A 15,788-nucleotide genomic window follows, 5' to 3' on the forward strand; every position below is an offset into this window, starting at 1 on the left:
CGACATTGTTCCAGCCCTTGTAGGATTTGTGAACCCGTCAACACTCAATCAATGACCATTTCCGGCATGCCCACCGGTGTGTCCGGCGCCCTGCCCCGCACCTTTACCGTCATGCCCGGGCTTGCTGCCTTCATGCTCGCGAACCGCGCGGGCCGCCTTGGCCTTTTCGGCTTCCTTGCCCAGTTGGTCGACCGCCGCCAGGTTGCTTCGACGCACGCTGTCGACAAAGCCCTGGAACGGCACATCGGTAATGCCGACCAGACCGAAGTGGCCGTTTTCGCCGTCCAGCAGACGCCCGGTCACGGGCTGGTCCAGGTACTGGAACCAGTGAACGCCGACAATCGACGGCTCGGCCATGGCCTGCTTGAGGAAGTTGGCATACGCGGCGCCGCGATCTTCTTCCTTGGCCAACTGGGTCACACCGCCCCAGAACGGGCCGCGGTCCGCCGAGCCGAAGTTGAATTCGGTGATCAACACCGGCTTGTCCAACGCGCGCAAGGCGGCGAAGTCATAGCCGTCCTGGGGTTTGAGCGTGTACATGTTGAAGCTCAACACGTCGCAATACTGCGCACAGGACGCCACCGCCTCCGGAGTACTCACCGCGTAACGCCCGCCCAGCAGCAACTGGTTGGGCGCGTGCCATTTGAGTGCATCGGAGATGGTCTTGAAGTACGTATCGGCGAAGGTCTTCTGGAAGTGTTTGAAGTCGGCTTCGATTTCCGGGTGCTCAGGGTTGGGCATCGGCGGTTCGAAGCCCGGGTCTTCCATCAGTTCCCAGCCCGCCAGGTGGATGCCCCAGGCTTTCGACAGGCCTTCTTCGTTGCGGTATTTGTCGCGCAGTTGCTTGAGGAACGCGCGCTTGGCCGGTACATCGGTGGTCATGCGCAGGGTGCCGTAGGCCAGGGCGTAACGGGACTTTGCATCGTCACCGGGACCGGCCCAGGCCAGTTCGTTATCGGCAAAAAAACCGATCAGCCAAGGATCGTCACGATGATCGCGGGCAGCGATGGCCACGGCGCGCTCGGTGGCCATGGCGAAACGCGGGTCGAACGGGTCGGGCATGCCGCCCCACCAGTCGGTGCCGGTGCTGATGCTGGCGTAATCGCCGACGATCGACAGCGGCAAGGTGTACGGCACGCGGTCCGCACTGGCCAGTTGTGCAGCGCTCCAGTTGCCGACGGTGTTGAAACCCCAGGCCTGCAGGCGGTCGAGGGTGTGGCTGACCCAGCGCTTCTGGTCGAAACCGTCAGTGTCATACGTGCGCTGCAGGTTGGCGCGGTAGAAATCGTACCAACGCCCGGCGCCAAAGCTACGCCCTTCGCCGGCGCCGTTACCGGTGCGGTTGTCGCCGCTGCCGTAGTACTTGTCAAAGGGTTCCCCGGCCTTGGGCAGCGCCGCGAACATCCATTCACGGCCCGCCACGTAGGTCTGGTTGTTATCCGAAGCCACGGTGTTGACGCCCAGGGAATAGAACGGATGCCCCTCCGGCGTCACCAGATACCAACGACCATCGCGCTTCTCGGTGCGGAAAAAGCCGCTGGCGTCGAACGCCGGGCCTTTGTTCCAACCGCCGTACTGGTCCAGGGAGGATTTATCCCGCTCGGCCAGCCAAGCCTTGAGCTGTTGCTGCTCCTTGGTGGCGGCGGCCTTGAGTTGCTCGTCGCTGCTGACCTTTTCCGGCCAGCGCGCACGGGTGGACTGGCCATAGGCATCCACCAGTTCGCTGTAGGCCGCCTTCAGCACCGGCTCGCTGTCCTGCACGCCAAAGCGCTCCAGCAGAATACTCTGGGCGACATTCGGTTTGATCATCGACAGGGTCACCGACACCACCTGGCTGCGGTCGATGTCTCCGGCGCTGCTGGCCAGTAACACGCGCTGGCCGTCGACGCTGATCGGCATCGGCGGGCCGGCCTTCATGCCCTGGCTCAATGGCGAGTTGGCTTGCAGCGGGATCAGCAGGGTCTGGGCCGGACCGGCCGGCAGGTCGATGCGGCTGACCAGGGTCTTGCCGTCGTTGCTCTGCACCTTGACGTACAGGGTCAGCGCCCAGTCCATGGCACTCTGGATACGCAGGCTGATGGCGCTGGATTGCGACCAGTCCCAGGCGCCGGTCTGCGGGCTGAGCACCAGGCTCGGTTCGGCGGCCGGGTTGAAGGTGATGCGGCGCAGCACCTCGCCTTCAGGGGTTTGTTCGGCGTTGTATTGCGGCAGGCTGGCGTCCTGGGTCGCCACTTTGACCACATCGGCAGGTCGGACGAAGTTGAACAACGTTTGTTGCCCGGCGGGCGCGGCCAGCAGTGGCGCAGCGAACAGCAGGGCAAAAAGGGCGGGCAGCGTGCGAATCATACGAGCAAGGTTCTCCCAAACGGCCGATAAATGGCCTGATGACATAATGCGATGGCAGTGAGATAGACCACGAAGTGGGCGATTTTGCCCACTGTGGCTTAAGAAATTTCGCGCCGGAACGGCGGCAAGGCATTCAGGATGGCCTTGCCATAGCGCTGCGTGACCAGACGGCGGTCCAGCAAGGTGATGGTGCCTCGGTCTTCTTCGGTCCGCAGCAAGCGCCCGCAGGCCTGCACCAGCTTCAGGGACGCATCCGGCACCGAGATTTCCATGAACGGGTTGCCGCCACGGGCCTCGATCCACTCGGCCAACGCGGCCTCGACCGGGTCATCCGGCACCGAGAACGGGATCTTGGCGATCACCACGTGTTCGCAGTAGGCACCGGGCAAGTCCACGCCTTCGGCAAAGCTCGCCAGGCCGAACAGCACGCTGGAATCGCCGCCATCGACCCGCGCCTTGTGCTTGTTCAGGGTTTCCTGCTTGGACAGGTTGCCCTGGATAAACACCTGCTTGCGCCAGTCGCGGTCGAGGCCGTCGAACACGTCCTGCATCTGTTTGCGCGACGAGAACAGCACCAGGGTGCCGCGTGAACCTTCGACCAGCTCCGGCAAGTCACGGATGATCGCGGCGGTGTGGGCCGGCGCATCCCGAGGGTCGGCCTTGAGGTCTGGCACGCGCAGCACACCGGCGTTAGCGTGATGGAACGGGCTCGGCACCACGGCGGTGACGGCTTTTTTCGGCAGGCCGGCGCGCATGCGGAAGCGGTCGAAGGTGCCCAGGGCGGTCAGCGTGGCCGAGGTGACCAGGCAGCCATACGCCACGTTCCACAGGTTGCGCCGCAGCATTTCCGCCGCAAGGATCGGGCTGGCGTTGACCTCGATATCGAACAGCGCACCGCTTTCCGACAGGGTCAGCCAACGGGCCATGGGCGGGTTGTCTTCCGGGTCTTCGACGGTGAAGGCCGTCCACAACTCCCAGTTGCCCTGGGCGCGGGACAACAGGCTGCCGAACAGTGGGTACCATTCCTCGGCCTGGTTGCTGGCGATGCCGATGTTGACCTCGCCGTCCATGCCTTCCTTGAGCAGGTCGGTCAGGCGGGTGAACAGGTCGGTCAGGCGCGAAAAACCCTTCTTCAGTTCGACGCCCATTTCACGCATGTGCTCGGGGATCAGCCCGCCGACAAAGCGATGGCGCGGGCGCTCGCGGCCCTCGACGTCTTCGCCGGGCTTGAAGTCGGCAACCTGCTCGCAGGCGCTGAACATGAACTGCTGCTGGGTCTTGATCTCCCGCGCCAGTTCCGGCACCTGTTCGATCAGCTTGCCCAGGTCGCCGGGCAGCGGGTGCTGGGCCAGCAGTTTGGTGAGGTTCTTGGCGGTGGCCTCGAGCCAGTCGGCGGTGGAGCGCAGGCGCGTGTAATGGGCGAAGTGGCCGATGGCCTTGTCGGGCAGGTGGTGGCCTTCGTCGAATACGTAGAGCGTGTCGCGCGGGTCCGGCAGCACGGCGCCGCCGCCCAGGGCCAGGTCGGCGAGGACCATGTCGTGGTTGGTGACGATCACGTCGACCTTGCCCATGCCTTCGCGCGCTTTATAGAAGGCGCACTGGCCGAAGTTGGGGCAATGCCGGTTGGTGCATTGGCTGTGGTCGGTGGTCAGGCGCGCCCAATCGGCGTCTTCCAGGGCGGTGGGCCAGCTGTCGCGGTCGCCGTCCCATTTATTCCCGGCCAGTTTTTCGATCATGCTGGTAAACAGCTTCTGGCTGACTTCATCGACTTCGATCTTGAAGCCTTCTTCTTCGAACAAGGAGGCCGTGGCGGTTTGCGCGTGGCCTTCCTGCAGCAGCACGTCGAGCTTGGACAGGCACATATAGCGGCCACGGCCCTTGGCCAGGGCGAAGGTGAAGTTCAGGCCGCTGTTGCGCATCAGGTCGGGCAGGTCTTTGTAGACGATCTGCTCCTGCAGGGCGACGGTGGCGGTGGCGATCACCAGGCGCTTGCCGGCGGCCTTGGCGGTGGGAATCGCCGCCAGGCTGTAGGCCACGGTCTTGCCGGTACCGGTGCCGGCCTCGACGGCCACGACCGCGGGGTCACCGCTGCGCCGGCCTTCGTCGTCGGTGTCGATATCCCCGAGGACCTTGGCCACTTCGGCGATCATCAGGCGTTGGCCGTAGCGCGGTTTCAAGCTCTTGGCTTCGAGAAAACGCGAATAGGCGCCCTGGATCGTGGTTTTGAGTTCAGTGCTGATCATGGATAGTCGGGCGCAAAAAACGCTGGATAAATTTTCAGTGGTTCGGATCGGCCGCTATCATACCCCGCTAATTAATCCCGCGCAGAACGGAGTACCGCAATGACCGTGTTCAGCCTCGTTTACACCCTGCATGTATTGGCCGCCCTGATCTGGGTCGGCGGCATGTTTTTCGCCTGGATGATCCTGCGCCCCGCCGCTGTGGCGGCCCTCGAGGGCCCTGCCCGGCTCAAGCTGTGGGCGAATGTGTTTCAACGTTTTTTCGTGTGGGTTTGGGTGGCGGTGCTGGTTTTGCCGATCAGCGGTGTCGGCCTGTTGCAACTGCGCTTCAGCGGGTTTGAAACCGCACCGCGTTACGTGCAGGTGATGATGGGCTTGTATGTGGTGATGACGGCGCTGTTCATCCGCATCCAGGCGTTGAAGTTCCCCGAATTGCGCGCAGCGGTGGCGGCTGAAAACTGGCCGGCCGGGGCGGCGGTGCTGGGGCAGATCCGCAAGCTGGTGGGCATTAACCTGCTCGTTGGGTTGGTGCTGGTCGCGATTGCTTCGGCGCGGCCGATGTTCTGAGACGTGCCTTAAACCGCCATCGGGAGCACGCCCCCTCCCACACACTTGAAATGCATTCCAAATGTGGGAGGGGGCGTGCTCCCGATGGCGTCAGATCGAACGACTCAAAGTCGCTGAATGGTCACAGTTCCCGCAGGCCCGGCCGGCCCCGGCTGCCCTTCCACCCCTGGCCGGCCTTTCTCGCCACCATCGGCGCGGTACACCAGGCAACCCTTGGATTGCCCGCCACGCCCAGGCTTGCCCGCCGTCCCCGCCAAACCGCCCGCGCCGCCATCGACCCAGACCTTGATCTTGTCGCTTGGGAAGTCCTGCGGCAGTTCGACCCGCACCTGCGCACCCGCCGCGCCAGGCAACCCGTCGCCACCGTTATCACCGTTGGCGCCGCGCCCAGCGGAGCCCCAAGTGCAACCCGGGTCTTCGCCGTTGGCGCCGTCCAGCCCGGCATAACCTTGGGCGCCAGCGCCACCACGGGCATCCACCGACAGTTCCTGCGCCGTCAGGGCATTGATGCGCAAGGTCAGGTCACGTCCGGCCCTGGCTGGTTTTTCGTGGGTACCGGGAGCGCCACGCGAGGTGATCTGGCTGCCATGTTCCAGTTGCGCATGCCGCGCCTGCAATTGCAGCCCGGTGCTCCCCGGAGCGATGGCGATGCGTGCTTCGCGGCCCAGGTGCAACTCATCCACCGAGACCTGGCTGATCGTGGCCGGGATGAGCAACGTGCCGTAGTCCGCGACGTCCAGGCGTTCCAGCTGCAATACGCTGGTACTGCTGGGCAAGCGCATCAACGAGTTGGTTTCAACACTCACGCTCTGGGCCAGGGCAACGGGGCTGACCAACAGGGCCAACAGAAAAACCTTACGCATCATGGGGCTCCTGAGTGATGGGGAATTTGTTATTTCAAATTTTTCTTTGGGCGCACAGTAACGACTTCTACAGGCGATTTGCCAGTGAAGGATCAAAAAACTTGAGAAGGCGGCAGTTTCAGCGAGGATCGCCAACGATGCCCCTGTGGAATCCCACAGGGGCAAGGCCTGTCAGCGGTTGATCTGGATTTCTACGCGGCGGTTCAGGGCACGGCCTTCAGCGGTTTTGTTGTCAGCCACCGGATGACTTTCGCCCGCACCGGTCACCGACACGAAGTTACTGCGAGGCACACCGGCGCCGATCAGGTAGTCCGTCACCGAATGTGCGCGTTTTTCCGAGAGTGTCTGGTTGTAGGCGTCCTTGCCGACGCTGTCGGTATGCCCGCTGACCCGCAACTGGGCGCTCGGGGCTTCGCGTTTCAGGCGGGTGGCGATGGTGTCGAGCGCGGTTTTGTCCGCCGCCGTCAGCTTCGCCGAGTCGAACTGGAAGTGGACATCGCGAATCACGATGGTTTCTTCCTTGACCACAACCACCTCTTCAACCACCGCCGCGGGTGGCGCAGGAGGGCAACCATTGGCATCGACCTGTACGCCTTTCGGCGTGCCGGGGCACTTGTCGCGGCTGTCCGGCACGCCGTCGCCGTCTTCGTCACCATCGCCGTGTACCCAGCAATAGGCGCCGGCCATGCCGCCGATCAACAACGCGCCGTAGCCGGCATAGGCTGAGCTTTCCGTCGCACCGATCGCCGCACCGGTCACGCCGCCCACGGCGGCGCAGGTGGGCCAATCGGTTTTTTGCAAACCTGCACAACCTGTCAATACTCCGGTGAGCAGAACCAAGGGTAGAGCTGTCCGCATGATGCTCATTTGATTTCTCCTGAGGGGATCGGCAGGGGCCGATGGGTGGAGTAAAGACCGCTCCTTTCAACTGCGCCAGTACGTCACACCCCCGGATTCATTGAGGATGGGCGTACTTGAAGGACTTTTCGCAACCACCCGCTCTAGGCCCGCACGCTCAGCCGCGCTAGTCTCTAGGGTCCTGATGTGAGGATCTCTGATGACCGCTGGTATTTCTTCCCGTACACCCCAGCAAGCCCTGGCTGCCTTGCTCGATTTGCACCAGCCCAAACGCCTGTTGCTGTTGGGTGCCAGCCAGTTCCCGGCGCTGGAGGCCTTTCAAAAGGCGCACCCTGAGACCCAGGTGTCCGTCGCGACGCCTGGCGCGCTGCCGGCGGACCTCGCGGCGCAGCGTTTTGACCTGGCGCTGGTGGTCGATTGCCTGGAGCACCTGTCAAAACCACAAGGCCTGACCCTGCTGGGCGGCATCCGTAACCTCAATGCCAGCCGCATTGCGGTGCTGGTCGACCTGGGCGCCTGCGACTGGAAAGACACTGACTTCTTCTCCCTGGCCCTGCAGGCCGGCGAGCGCTTCCAGCGCGATGAGCAGGTACTGACGCTGTTTACCTATGATCTGCTTGACTATAAACAGGTGCCGGACTGGCTCAACGCCCGCTTCTGGGCCAACCCGGAAAACTTCGGAAAGTATTGGTGGTAACCCGATGAGTACATCCATTTGCCCCTGCGGCAGCGGCAACCTGCTGGACGCGTGCTGCGGCCATTATCACGCAGGGCACCCGGCGCCGTGCGCCACCGCGCTGATGCGCTCGCGCTACAGCGCCTACGTACTGGGCCTGGTGGACTACCTGGTGGCTACCACGTTGCCTGCGCAGCAGGCCGGCCTGGACCGTGATGCCATCGCCACCTGGAGCGCCCAGAGCACCTGGCTCGGCCTGGAAGTGGAAAGCTCCGAGGTGTTCGGCGGCCAGCCGGAACATGCGTTCGTGACGTTTACCGCGCGCTGGCATGACAGCACCGGCGAACACAGCCACCGCGAACAGTCCTCTTTCGTACAGAATGAGGGACACTGGTACTTCATCGACCCCACCGTGGAAGTGAAGGCCGGACGCAATGATGCATGCGTCTGCGGGAGTGGGCAGAAGTTCAAGAAGTGTTGCTCCAGCTACCTCTAACCACCTCACAGGGATCGCGCCATGCTCCGCACTTACAGCTTGTTGCTGGCGTTGACCCTTGGCTTGAGTGGCTGCGCCTCATGGTTCGAGGACGACGCCCCACCGCCCCACGTCGCCCTGGTGAAGGTCGAAGTGGTGCGGGCCAAGTTGCTCGAACAGAAGTTCAAGCTGTATTTCCGCGTGGATAACCGCGACGACGCCGACCTCACGGTGCGCGGCCTGATCTACAAGGTCACCCTGGGTCGCTTGCTGCTGACCGAAGGCGAATCCAACGAATGGCTCACCGTGCCGCCGCGTGGCCACGCCTTTTTCAAGATCTCGGTACGCACCAACCTCTGGCCGCAGATCCGTGACGTCGTGCAGATGCTGAAAAACCCCGACCGGCCCGTGCCTTATCGGTTGGAAGGCGAGCTGAAAACCGGATTATTCATCGGTAATGACGTGCGCGTGGACCACAATGGCGAGATAATCCCCGGCGATTTTATTCCGGAGCGACATCGATGACTCAGCAACCCCATGTCCATGGTCCTGACTGCAACCACGATCACGATCACCATGATCACGACCACGACCACGGCCATGTCCACGGCCCGAACTGCGGCCACGCTCACCAGGAGCCGGTGCGCAACGCCCTGAAAGACGTTGGCCGCAACGATCCATGCCCGTGCGGCAGCGAGAAGAAATTCAAGAAGTGCCACGGCGCTTGAAACCTGGCTACTGAAAATAAGCTTTAGCTCCTGCTTGCGTCGTTTCACCGCGCTCACTAACGTAGCGCCTTTACTGACGCTACCCCCCGCAGGAGCTTTGCCATGGCCTCGCCAGCCCTTTCACATTTTCTTCCCCGGTTCGGCGTTGCCGCGGCAGTGGCCAGTGCATTAAGCCTGGCCGGTTGCCAGCTCCAGAGCACCCAGGACACCCTGCCACCCGTTACCGGCGTCCAGCCGATCAAGGGCCTCGCGCAGAATGTTTCGATACGCCGCAATGCCCAGGGCATGCCGCTGATTGAAAGCAATACCTTCCACGACGCACTGTTCAGCCTCGGCTATGTGCATGCCAGCGACCGCATCACGCAGATGGTCACGTTGCGCCTGCTGGCCCAGGGCCGTCTGGCGGAAATGTCCGGCCCCGAGGTGCTGGATGTCGACCGTTTCATGCGCGCGGTCAACCTGAAAAAAAGCGCCGGCGAGCTCTACAACGCCTCGTCGCCGCGCCTCAAGCGCTTCTTTGAAGTGTATGCCCGCGGCGTCAACGCTTACCTGTTCCGCTACCGCGACAAGCTGCCGCCGGACCTGGCCCAGACCGGCTACAAACCCGAGTACTGGAAGCCGGAAGATTCGGCGCTGTTGTTCTGCCTGTTGAATTTCAGCGAGTCGGCCAACCTGCAGGAAGAATTGTCGTCGCTGGTGCTGGCGCAAAAGGTCGGTGTCGACAAACTCGCCTGGCTCACCCCAAGCGCGCCGGATGAGCCGATCCCCCTGGCCGAAGCCGACAAGCTCAAGGGCGTGAACCTGAGCCAGATCACCGGCCTGGCCGGGCTGGACACGGTCAGCCAGCAACTGAGCAGCCTCAACTCACTGGCGGTGACCACTTCGAGCAACTGGGCCATCGGCCCGCAACGCAGCCGCAGCGGCAAGAGCCTGCTGGCCAATGACCTCGCGGCCCAGCCGCAAGCCCCGTCGCCATGGAACTACGTGCAGATCCGCGCACCGAAATACCAGGCCGTCGGCGCCTCGATCGCCGGCCTGCCGACCCTGTTGTCCGGCTTCAACGGCAAAGTGGCGTGGAGCATGAGCACGGTCAAGGGCGACACCCAGGACCTGTTCCTGGAAAAGGTCAAACGCCAGGGCAGCGCGCTGTACTACGAGAACAACGGTAAATGGCTACCGGCCGCTGTGCGCAACGAGACCTTTTTCATCAAAGGCCAACGCTCGATTCGTGAGGTGGTGTACGAAACCCGCCACGGCGCCCTGCTCAACAGCAGCCAGGCGCTGACCAGCGGGCTGGGCCTGGCCCTGCAAACGGCGGACTTCAAGGACGACAAGAGCCTTGATGCGTTCTTCGACCTGTCCCGCGCGCAAAACGCCGCCAAGGCCTCGGATGCGACCCGGGAAATCCGCGCCATTGCCTTGAACATGGTGTTCGCCGACGCCAGCAACATCGGCTGGCAGGTTACCGGGCGCTTCCCCAACCGCCGCGAAGGCGAAGGCCTGCTGCCCTCGCCGGGCTGGGATGCGCGCTTCGACTGGGACGGTTACGCCGACGCGATGCTGCACCCTTATGACCAGGACCCGGCCCAAGGCTGGATCGGCACCGCCAACCAGCGTACCGCGCCGCGCGGTTATGGCATGCAACTGTCCAACTCCTGGGACGCTCCGGAGCGCAGCGAGCGCCTGGCGCAATTGGCCAATGCCGGCAAGCACGACAGCCGCAGCATGATCGCCATGCAATACGACCAGACCACCACGTTCGCCGCCAAGCTCAAGAACATGTTCCAGGCGCCGGGCATGGCGCAGCCGCTGAAACAGGCGATCGCTGCGCTGCCCGCGGCCGAACAGGCCAAGGCCCGTGAAGCGTTGAATCGTCTGATGGCGTTTGACAGCCGCCTGGCGCCGACGTCCGCCGACGCAGCGATGTATGAGCTGTTCCTGCAGGAAAGCAGCAAACAGATCTTCCTCGACGAACTCGGCCCGCAAAACAGCGCCAGCTGGAAAGCCTTTGTCAGCAACGCGAGCCTGTCCTACGCCGCCCAGGCCGACCACCTGCTGGGCCGTGAAGACAGCCCGTTCTGGGACGATGTCCGCACCGCGCAGAAAGAAGACAAGCCGACGATCCTCGCCCGCAGCCTGGCCGCTGCGATCACTGCCGGCGACAGCCAACTGGGTACCGATCACAAGGCCTGGCAGTGGGGCAAACTGCACAGCACCACCTGGAAGAACCGCAATGGCCAGGTGATCCGCGGCCCGCTGGCCAGCGGCGGCGACCACAACACCCTGAACCCGGCGCCGTACAACTGGGGACAGAGTTTCGACACCACCCAAGTGCCGGCACTGCGCATGATTGTCGACTTCGGCCAGGCAGAACCGATGACGGGCCAGGGCGGTATCGGCCAGTCCGGCAACCCGGTCAGCCCGAACTATGCCAATGGCATCGATCCGTCGCTCAAGGCGCAATACCTGAGCTTCCCGATGCAGCCGCAGAACTTTGACAAGGTGTATGGGAAAGCCAGGCTGACCCTCACGCCCGGCAAATAACCGTACCAACAGGTGGGAGCAGGCAAGACTGCTCCCACATTTTTTAATCTGCGCTCGATCCAAAATAGTGCAGCCTATTTTTCATGCCCATTTTCGGGCACCTCCTATACTCATAGCTCCCTCTTCCCACCTTTTAAAACGATCATTCGGAGCTGCATTCGGAACTATGGTGCAGAAATTGCTACTTGTGATCCGTCTGACACCGTTCAGTAACAGTCCTAAACGCGCCACAAGCGCTTATCTTGGTTTCCAGGGATTACATAATGAAAAAAGCATTGCTGACCCTTTCTGCACTGGCTCTGTGCATGGCCGCTGGTTCCGCCTTGGCCAAGGAATACAAGGAATTGCGTTTTGGTGTCGATCCTTCCTACGCGCCGTTCGAGTCCAAAGCCGCTGACGGCAGCCTGGTGGGCTTCGACATCGACCTGGGCAATGCGATCTGCGCCGAACTGAAGGTCAAGTGCAAGTGGGTCGAAAGCGACTTCGACGGCATGATTCCAGGCCTCAAAGCCAACAAATTCGACGGTGTGATTTCGTCCATGACCGTCACCGAAGCCCGCATGAAGGCCATCGACTTCTCCAACGAACTGTTCTCCGGCCCGACTTCGCTGGTATTCAAGAAGGGCGCCGGCTACTCCACGCCTGAGTCGCTCAAGGGCAAAACCGTGGGCTACGAGCAAGGCACCATCCAGGAAGCCTACGCCAAGGCCGTGCTGGACAAGGCCGGCGTGACGACCAAGGCTTATGCCAACCAGGACCAGGTCTACGCTGACCTGACCTCCGGCCGTCTCGACGCCTCCGTGCAGGACATGCTGCAAGCCGAACTGGGCTTCCTGAAGTCGCCGGCCGGTGCCGGTTACGAAGTCAGCGCGGCCATTGACGACCCATTGCTGCCGTCGAAAACCGCGGTCGGTATCAAAAAAGGTAACACTGAGCTGAAGGCCCTTTTGGATAAAGGTATCAAAGCGTTACACGATGATGGCACCTACGCCAGCATCCAGAAGAAGCACTTTGGCGATCTGAACCTGTACAGCGGCAAATAATGCCTGGGGCGCCCCTTCCCGGGAGGGGCGCTGTTTTATCGCCATAGGTCCTGATTTATGTTCGAAGAACTGTTGCAAACCCTCGGGCTGAGCGCGTTCAGTTTGAAGGGTTTCGGCCCGCTGTTGCTGCAAGGCACCTGGATGACCATCAAGTTGTCGGTGCTGTCCCTGGCCGTCAGCGTGTTGCTGGGCCTGCTCGGCGCCAGCGCCAAACTGTCCAGCCTGCCGTTCCTGCGCATTCCCGCCCAGCTCTACACCACGTTGATTCGTGGCGTGCCCGACCTGGTGCTGATGCTGCTGATTTTCTACAGCCTGCAAACCTGGCTGACCGGTCTTACCGACTTCATGGAATGGGACTACATCGAAATCGACCCATTCAGCGCCGGGGTGATCACCCTGGGCTTTATTTACGGTGCGTACTTCACCGAAACCTTTCGCGGCGCGATCCTCGCGGTGCCCCGTGGTCAACTGGAAGCCGCCACGGCTTACGGCCTCAAGCGCGGGCAGCGGTTTCGCTACGTGACCTTCCCGCAAATGATGCGCTTTGCCCTGCCGGGCATCGGCAACAACTGGATGGTAATGCTCAAGGCCACCGCACTGGTGTCGATCATCGGCCTCGCGGATCTGGTCAAGGCCGCGCAGGATGCCGGCAAGAGCACCTATCAGCTGTTTTACTTCCTGGTGATCGCCGCACTGATCTACCTGCTGATCACCAGTGCGTCCAACTTTGTCCTGCGCCGTCTTGAACGTCGCTATTCGGCAGGCTCGCGGGAGGCCGTGCGATGATCGAACTCTTGCAGGAATACTGGCGCCCATTCCTTTACAGCGATGGCCAGCACATCACCGGCCTGGCCATGACCATGTGGTTGCTCAGCGCCTCGCTGGTGATCGGCTTCCTGGTGTCGATTCCGCTGTCCATCGCCCGGGTGTCGCGCAATCCCTTGGTGCGCTGGCCGGTGCAGTTCTACACCTACCTGTTTCGCGGCACGCCGCTCTATATCCAATTGCTGATCTGTTACACCGGCATCTACAGCATCGCCGCCGTGCGCGCCCAACCGGTGCTGGATGCGTTCTTTCGCGATGCGATGAACTGCACGGTCCTGGCCTTTGCCCTCAACACCTGCGCCTACACCACGGAGATTTTCGCCGGGGCGATCCGCAGCATGGCCCACGGCGAAGTCGAAGCGGCCAAAGCCTACGGCCTCAGCGGCTGGAAGCTGTACGCCTATGTCATCATGCCGTCGGCCCTGCGCCGTTCATTGCCGTACTACAGCAACGAAGTGATTTTGATGCTGCACTCGACGACAGTGGCGTTTACCGCGACGATCCCGGACATTCTCAAAGTGGCCCGGGACGCCAACTCGGCCACGTTCCTCACCTTTCAATCGTTCGGCATCGCTGCGCTGATCTACCTGACCGTGACCTTTGCCCTGGTCGGTCTGTTTCGTCTGGCGGAGCGCCGCTGGCTGGCCTTCCTCGGGCCGAGCCACTAAGGAGCCTTCATGCGTCATCAGGTTCATGAACTGATCGCGCCCGTGCCTGGCACGGCACGGCAGATTCACAGTTTCCACTTCGGCCCGGAGCTGGCCGAACGCAAGGTCTACATCCAGTCGTCACTGCATGCCGATGAATTGCCGGGCATGCTGGTGGCCTGGCACCTCAAGGCGCGCCTGGCGCAACTGGCCGCCGCCGGGCGCTTGCGCAGCGAGATCGTGCTGGTGCCGATCGCCAACCCGGCGGGCCTCGAACAAGTGTTGATGGACATCCCGCTGGGCCGCTATGAGCTGGAAAGCGGGCAGAACTTCAATCGCCTGTTTGTCGACCTCAGTGAAGAGGTGGGCGATCGGGTCGAGGATTCGCTCGGGGATGATCCCCAGCGCAACGTCGAATTGATCCGCACGGCACTCTCCACCGCGCTGGCCGCACAAACCGCCGCGACACAGTTGCAGTCCCAGCGCCTGGTGCTGCAACGCCTGGCCTGCGATGCCGACATGGTGCTCGACCTGCATTGCGATTTCGAAGCCGTGGCGCACCTGTACACCACGCCCGAGGCCTGGCCGCAGGTGGAGCCGTTGGCGCGCTATATCGGCTCGGAGGCCAACTTGCTGGCCACCGATTCCGGCGGGCAATCTTTCGATGAGTGCTTCAGCCTGGTGTGGTGGCAATTGCAGCAACGCTTCGGCGAGCGCTTCCCGATCCCCGTGGGCAGCTTTTCGGTGACCGTCGAGCTGCGCGGCCAGGGTGACGTCAACCACGGCCTGGCCGGCCTCGACTGCCAGGCGATCATCGACTACCTGATTCACTTCGGCGCGATTGCCGGCGACGTGGCACCGCTGCCCGCCCTGCCCTACCCGGCCACCCCGCTGGCGGGAGTCGAACCGGTGGCGACGCCGGTCGGCGGCCTGCTGGTGTTCAGCGCCTTGCCCGGCGAATACCTCGAAGCCGGGCAACTGATCGCCGAAATCATCGACCCCATTACTGACCGCGTAACGCCTGTGCATTGTCAAAACGCCGGCCTGCTTTACGCCCGTTCGCTACGGCGCATGGCCACTGCGGGGATGGTCATCGGCCATGTCGCAGGTTCAGAGGCCTACCGCAGCGGCTACCTACTTTCGCCTTGAGGATGCACGCCCCATGTACAAACTGACCGTTGAAGGCCTGCATAAAAGCTATGGCGACAATGAAGTGCTCAAAGGCGTCTCGCTCAAGGCCAAGACCGGTGACGTGATCAGCCTGATCGGCGCCAGCGGCTCGGGCAAGAGCACCTTCCTGCGCTGCATCAACTTTCTGGAAACCCCCAACGACGGCGCGATGACCCTGGATGACAAGCCGATCCGCATGGTCAGCGACCGCCACGGCATGCGCGTGGCCGACGATGCCGAGCTGCAGCGCCTGCGCACACGCCTGGCGATGGTGTTCCAGCACTTCAACCTGTGGAGCCACATGAGCGTGCTGGAAAACATCACCATGGCCCCGCGCCGGGTGCTGGGCTGCAGTAAGAAAGACGCCGAAGACCGTGCCCGTCGCTACCTGGACAAAGTCGGACTGCCGGCCCGCGTGGCCGATCAATATCCGGCATTTCTCTCCGGCGGCCAGCAGCAACGCGTGGCCATCGCCCGCGCCCTGGCGATGGAACCGGAAGTGATGCTGTTCGACGAACCCACCTCGGCCCTCGACCCGGAGCTGGTGGGCGAAGTGCTGAAGGTGATCCAGGGCCTGGCCGAGGAAGGCCGCACCATGATCATGGTGACCCACGAGATGAGCTTTGCGCGCAAGGTGTCGAGCCAGGTGCTGTTCCTGCACAAGGGCCTGGTGGAAGAGCAAGGCACGCCGGAGGATGTGCTGGGCAACCCGAAAAGTGAGCGCCTGCAACAGTTCCTGAGTGGCAATCTGAAGTAAGCCTTCGCCGATCTTCCCACGCGCCCCCGGCGCCGCCTAAGCGCTCTGA

15 protein-coding genes are annotated in these 15,788 nt (G+C 62.6%); 11 read left to right on the forward strand and 4 right to left on the reverse strand.

Annotated elements, in window-relative coordinates; genetic code table 11:
- Window positions 1–48 precede the first annotated feature (48 nt).
- Both ACVWZP_RS13675 and dinG read right to left on the reverse strand, forming a co-directional pair.
- Window positions 49–2,346, reverse strand: coding sequence for a beta-galactosidase (locus ACVWZP_RS13675; RefSeq protein ID WP_108525972.1), 2,298 nt, complete (start codon window positions 2,344–2,346; stop codon window positions 49–51).
- Between the two features lie 98 nt (window positions 2,347–2,444).
- The gene (dinG, locus tag ACVWZP_RS13680; RefSeq protein ID WP_017844782.1) at window positions 2,445–4,589 is read right to left on the reverse strand and encodes an ATP-dependent DNA helicase DinG; all 2,145 of its coding nucleotides are present in this window, start codon (window positions 4,587–4,589) and stop codon (window positions 2,445–2,447) included.
- A 99-nt stretch (window positions 4,590–4,688) separates the two neighbouring features.
- Between dinG and ACVWZP_RS13685 the strand changes: the two genes are divergently transcribed.
- Window positions 4,689–5,153, forward strand: coding sequence for a CopD family protein (locus ACVWZP_RS13685; protein ID WP_079442997.1), 465 nt, complete (start codon window positions 4,689–4,691; stop codon window positions 5,151–5,153).
- 104 nt (window positions 5,154–5,257) lie between these two features.
- Here the strand turns inward: ACVWZP_RS13685 and ACVWZP_RS13690 are convergent, their stop codons facing one another.
- Both ACVWZP_RS13690 and ACVWZP_RS13695 read right to left on the reverse strand, forming a co-directional pair.
- Window positions 5,258–6,016: a hypothetical protein gene (locus tag ACVWZP_RS13690; RefSeq protein WP_046384447.1), complete on the reverse strand. Its 759-nt coding sequence runs from the start codon at window positions 6,014–6,016 to the stop codon at window positions 5,258–5,260.
- Window positions 6,017–6,187: 171 nt separating this feature from the next.
- Window positions 6,188–6,883 (reverse strand): OmpA family protein, encoded by a 696-nt coding sequence (locus ACVWZP_RS13695; protein ID WP_026139770.1) that lies wholly within the window; start codon window positions 6,881–6,883, stop codon window positions 6,188–6,190.
- A 190-nt stretch (window positions 6,884–7,073) separates the two neighbouring features.
- On the opposite strand from ACVWZP_RS13695, the gene ACVWZP_RS13700 reads away from it, so the two are divergent.
- From ACVWZP_RS13700 to ACVWZP_RS13745, 10 genes are all read left to right on the forward strand, one after another.
- Complete coding sequence (locus ACVWZP_RS13700) at window positions 7,074–7,571, forward strand: DUF6231 family protein (protein WP_017844778.1); 498 nt, start codon at window positions 7,074–7,076, stop codon at window positions 7,569–7,571.
- A 4-nt stretch (window positions 7,572–7,575) separates the two neighbouring features.
- Complete coding sequence (locus tag ACVWZP_RS13705; RefSeq protein WP_017844777.1) at window positions 7,576–8,046, forward strand: YchJ family protein; 471 nt, start codon at window positions 7,576–7,578, stop codon at window positions 8,044–8,046.
- 21 nt (window positions 8,047–8,067) lie between these two features.
- Complete coding sequence (locus ACVWZP_RS13710) at window positions 8,068–8,550, forward strand: LEA type 2 family protein (RefSeq protein WP_046384449.1); 483 nt, start codon at window positions 8,068–8,070, stop codon at window positions 8,548–8,550.
- Window positions 8,547–8,753 carry an SEC-C metal-binding domain-containing protein gene (locus tag ACVWZP_RS13715; RefSeq protein ID WP_057975615.1) on the forward strand — a complete coding sequence of 69 codons (207 nt, stop codon included), beginning with the start codon at window positions 8,547–8,549 and terminating at the stop codon, window positions 8,751–8,753. Before ACVWZP_RS13710 ends, ACVWZP_RS13715 begins: the two co-directional genes overlap by 4 nt.
- A 102-nt stretch (window positions 8,754–8,855) precedes the next feature.
- Window positions 8,856–11,297: a penicillin acylase family protein gene (locus ACVWZP_RS13720; RefSeq protein ID WP_457369854.1), complete on the forward strand. Its 2,442-nt coding sequence runs from the start codon at window positions 8,856–8,858 to the stop codon at window positions 11,295–11,297.
- 263 nt (window positions 11,298–11,560) lie between these two features.
- Complete coding sequence (locus ACVWZP_RS13725) at window positions 11,561–12,340, forward strand: transporter substrate-binding domain-containing protein (protein WP_046384451.1); 780 nt, start codon at window positions 11,561–11,563, stop codon at window positions 12,338–12,340.
- Window positions 12,341–12,397: 57 nt separating this feature from the next.
- The gene (locus ACVWZP_RS13730; protein ID WP_457369855.1) at window positions 12,398–13,126 is read left to right on the forward strand and encodes an ABC transporter permease; all 729 of its coding nucleotides are present in this window, start codon (window positions 12,398–12,400) and stop codon (window positions 13,124–13,126) included.
- Window positions 13,123–13,833: an ABC transporter permease gene (locus tag ACVWZP_RS13735; protein WP_017844772.1), complete on the forward strand. Its 711-nt coding sequence runs from the start codon at window positions 13,123–13,125 to the stop codon at window positions 13,831–13,833. Before ACVWZP_RS13730 ends, ACVWZP_RS13735 begins: the two co-directional genes overlap by 4 nt.
- Window positions 13,834–13,842: 9 nt before the next feature.
- On the forward strand, window positions 13,843–14,961 hold the full coding sequence (locus ACVWZP_RS13740; RefSeq protein ID WP_457369856.1) for a succinylglutamate desuccinylase/aspartoacylase family protein: 1,119 nt from the start codon (window positions 13,843–13,845) through the stop codon (window positions 14,959–14,961).
- A gap of 13 nt (window positions 14,962–14,974) precedes the next feature.
- A complete protein-coding gene (locus ACVWZP_RS13745) occupies window positions 14,975–15,739 on the forward strand; it encodes an ABC transporter ATP-binding protein (RefSeq protein WP_010563548.1) in 765 nt (254 codons plus the stop codon).
- The last annotated feature ends 49 nt before the right edge of the window (window positions 15,740–15,788 follow it).

Source organism: Pseudomonas sp. TE36184 (assembly GCF_054060055.1).

What these genes read in the sequence shown, in the direction of transcription:
- ACVWZP_RS13675 (WP_108525972.1), bottom strand. Translation starts at nt 2,346, where the DNA reads ATGATTCGCACGCTGCCCGCCCTTTTTGCCCTGCTGTTCGCTGCGCCA.
- dinG (WP_017844782.1), bottom strand. Translation starts at nt 4,589, where the DNA reads ATGATCAGCACTGAACTCAAAACCACGATCCAGGGCGCCTATTCGCGT.
- ACVWZP_RS13685 (WP_079442997.1), top strand. Translation starts at nt 4,689, where the DNA reads ATGACCGTGTTCAGCCTCGTTTACACCCTGCATGTATTGGCCGCCCTG.
- ACVWZP_RS13690 (WP_046384447.1), bottom strand. Translation starts at nt 6,016, where the DNA reads ATGCGTAAGGTTTTTCTGTTGGCCCTGTTGGTCAGCCCCGTTGCCCTG.
- ACVWZP_RS13695 (WP_026139770.1), bottom strand. Translation starts at nt 6,883, where the DNA reads ATGAGCATCATGCGGACAGCTCTACCCTTGGTTCTGCTCACCGGAGTA.
- ACVWZP_RS13700 (WP_017844778.1), top strand. Translation starts at nt 7,074, where the DNA reads ATGACCGCTGGTATTTCTTCCCGTACACCCCAGCAAGCCCTGGCTGCC.
- ACVWZP_RS13705 (WP_017844777.1), top strand. Translation starts at nt 7,576, where the DNA reads ATGAGTACATCCATTTGCCCCTGCGGCAGCGGCAACCTGCTGGACGCG.
- ACVWZP_RS13710 (WP_046384449.1), top strand. Translation starts at nt 8,068, where the DNA reads ATGCTCCGCACTTACAGCTTGTTGCTGGCGTTGACCCTTGGCTTGAGT.
- ACVWZP_RS13715 (WP_057975615.1), top strand. Translation starts at nt 8,547, where the DNA reads ATGACTCAGCAACCCCATGTCCATGGTCCTGACTGCAACCACGATCAC.
- ACVWZP_RS13720 (WP_457369854.1), top strand. Translation starts at nt 8,856, where the DNA reads ATGGCCTCGCCAGCCCTTTCACATTTTCTTCCCCGGTTCGGCGTTGCC.
- ACVWZP_RS13725 (WP_046384451.1), top strand. Translation starts at nt 11,561, where the DNA reads ATGAAAAAAGCATTGCTGACCCTTTCTGCACTGGCTCTGTGCATGGCC.
- ACVWZP_RS13730 (WP_457369855.1), top strand. Translation starts at nt 12,398, where the DNA reads ATGTTCGAAGAACTGTTGCAAACCCTCGGGCTGAGCGCGTTCAGTTTG.
- ACVWZP_RS13735 (WP_017844772.1), top strand. Translation starts at nt 13,123, where the DNA reads ATGATCGAACTCTTGCAGGAATACTGGCGCCCATTCCTTTACAGCGAT.
- ACVWZP_RS13740 (WP_457369856.1), top strand. Translation starts at nt 13,843, where the DNA reads ATGCGTCATCAGGTTCATGAACTGATCGCGCCCGTGCCTGGCACGGCA.
- ACVWZP_RS13745 (WP_010563548.1), top strand. Translation starts at nt 14,975, where the DNA reads ATGTACAAACTGACCGTTGAAGGCCTGCATAAAAGCTATGGCGACAAT.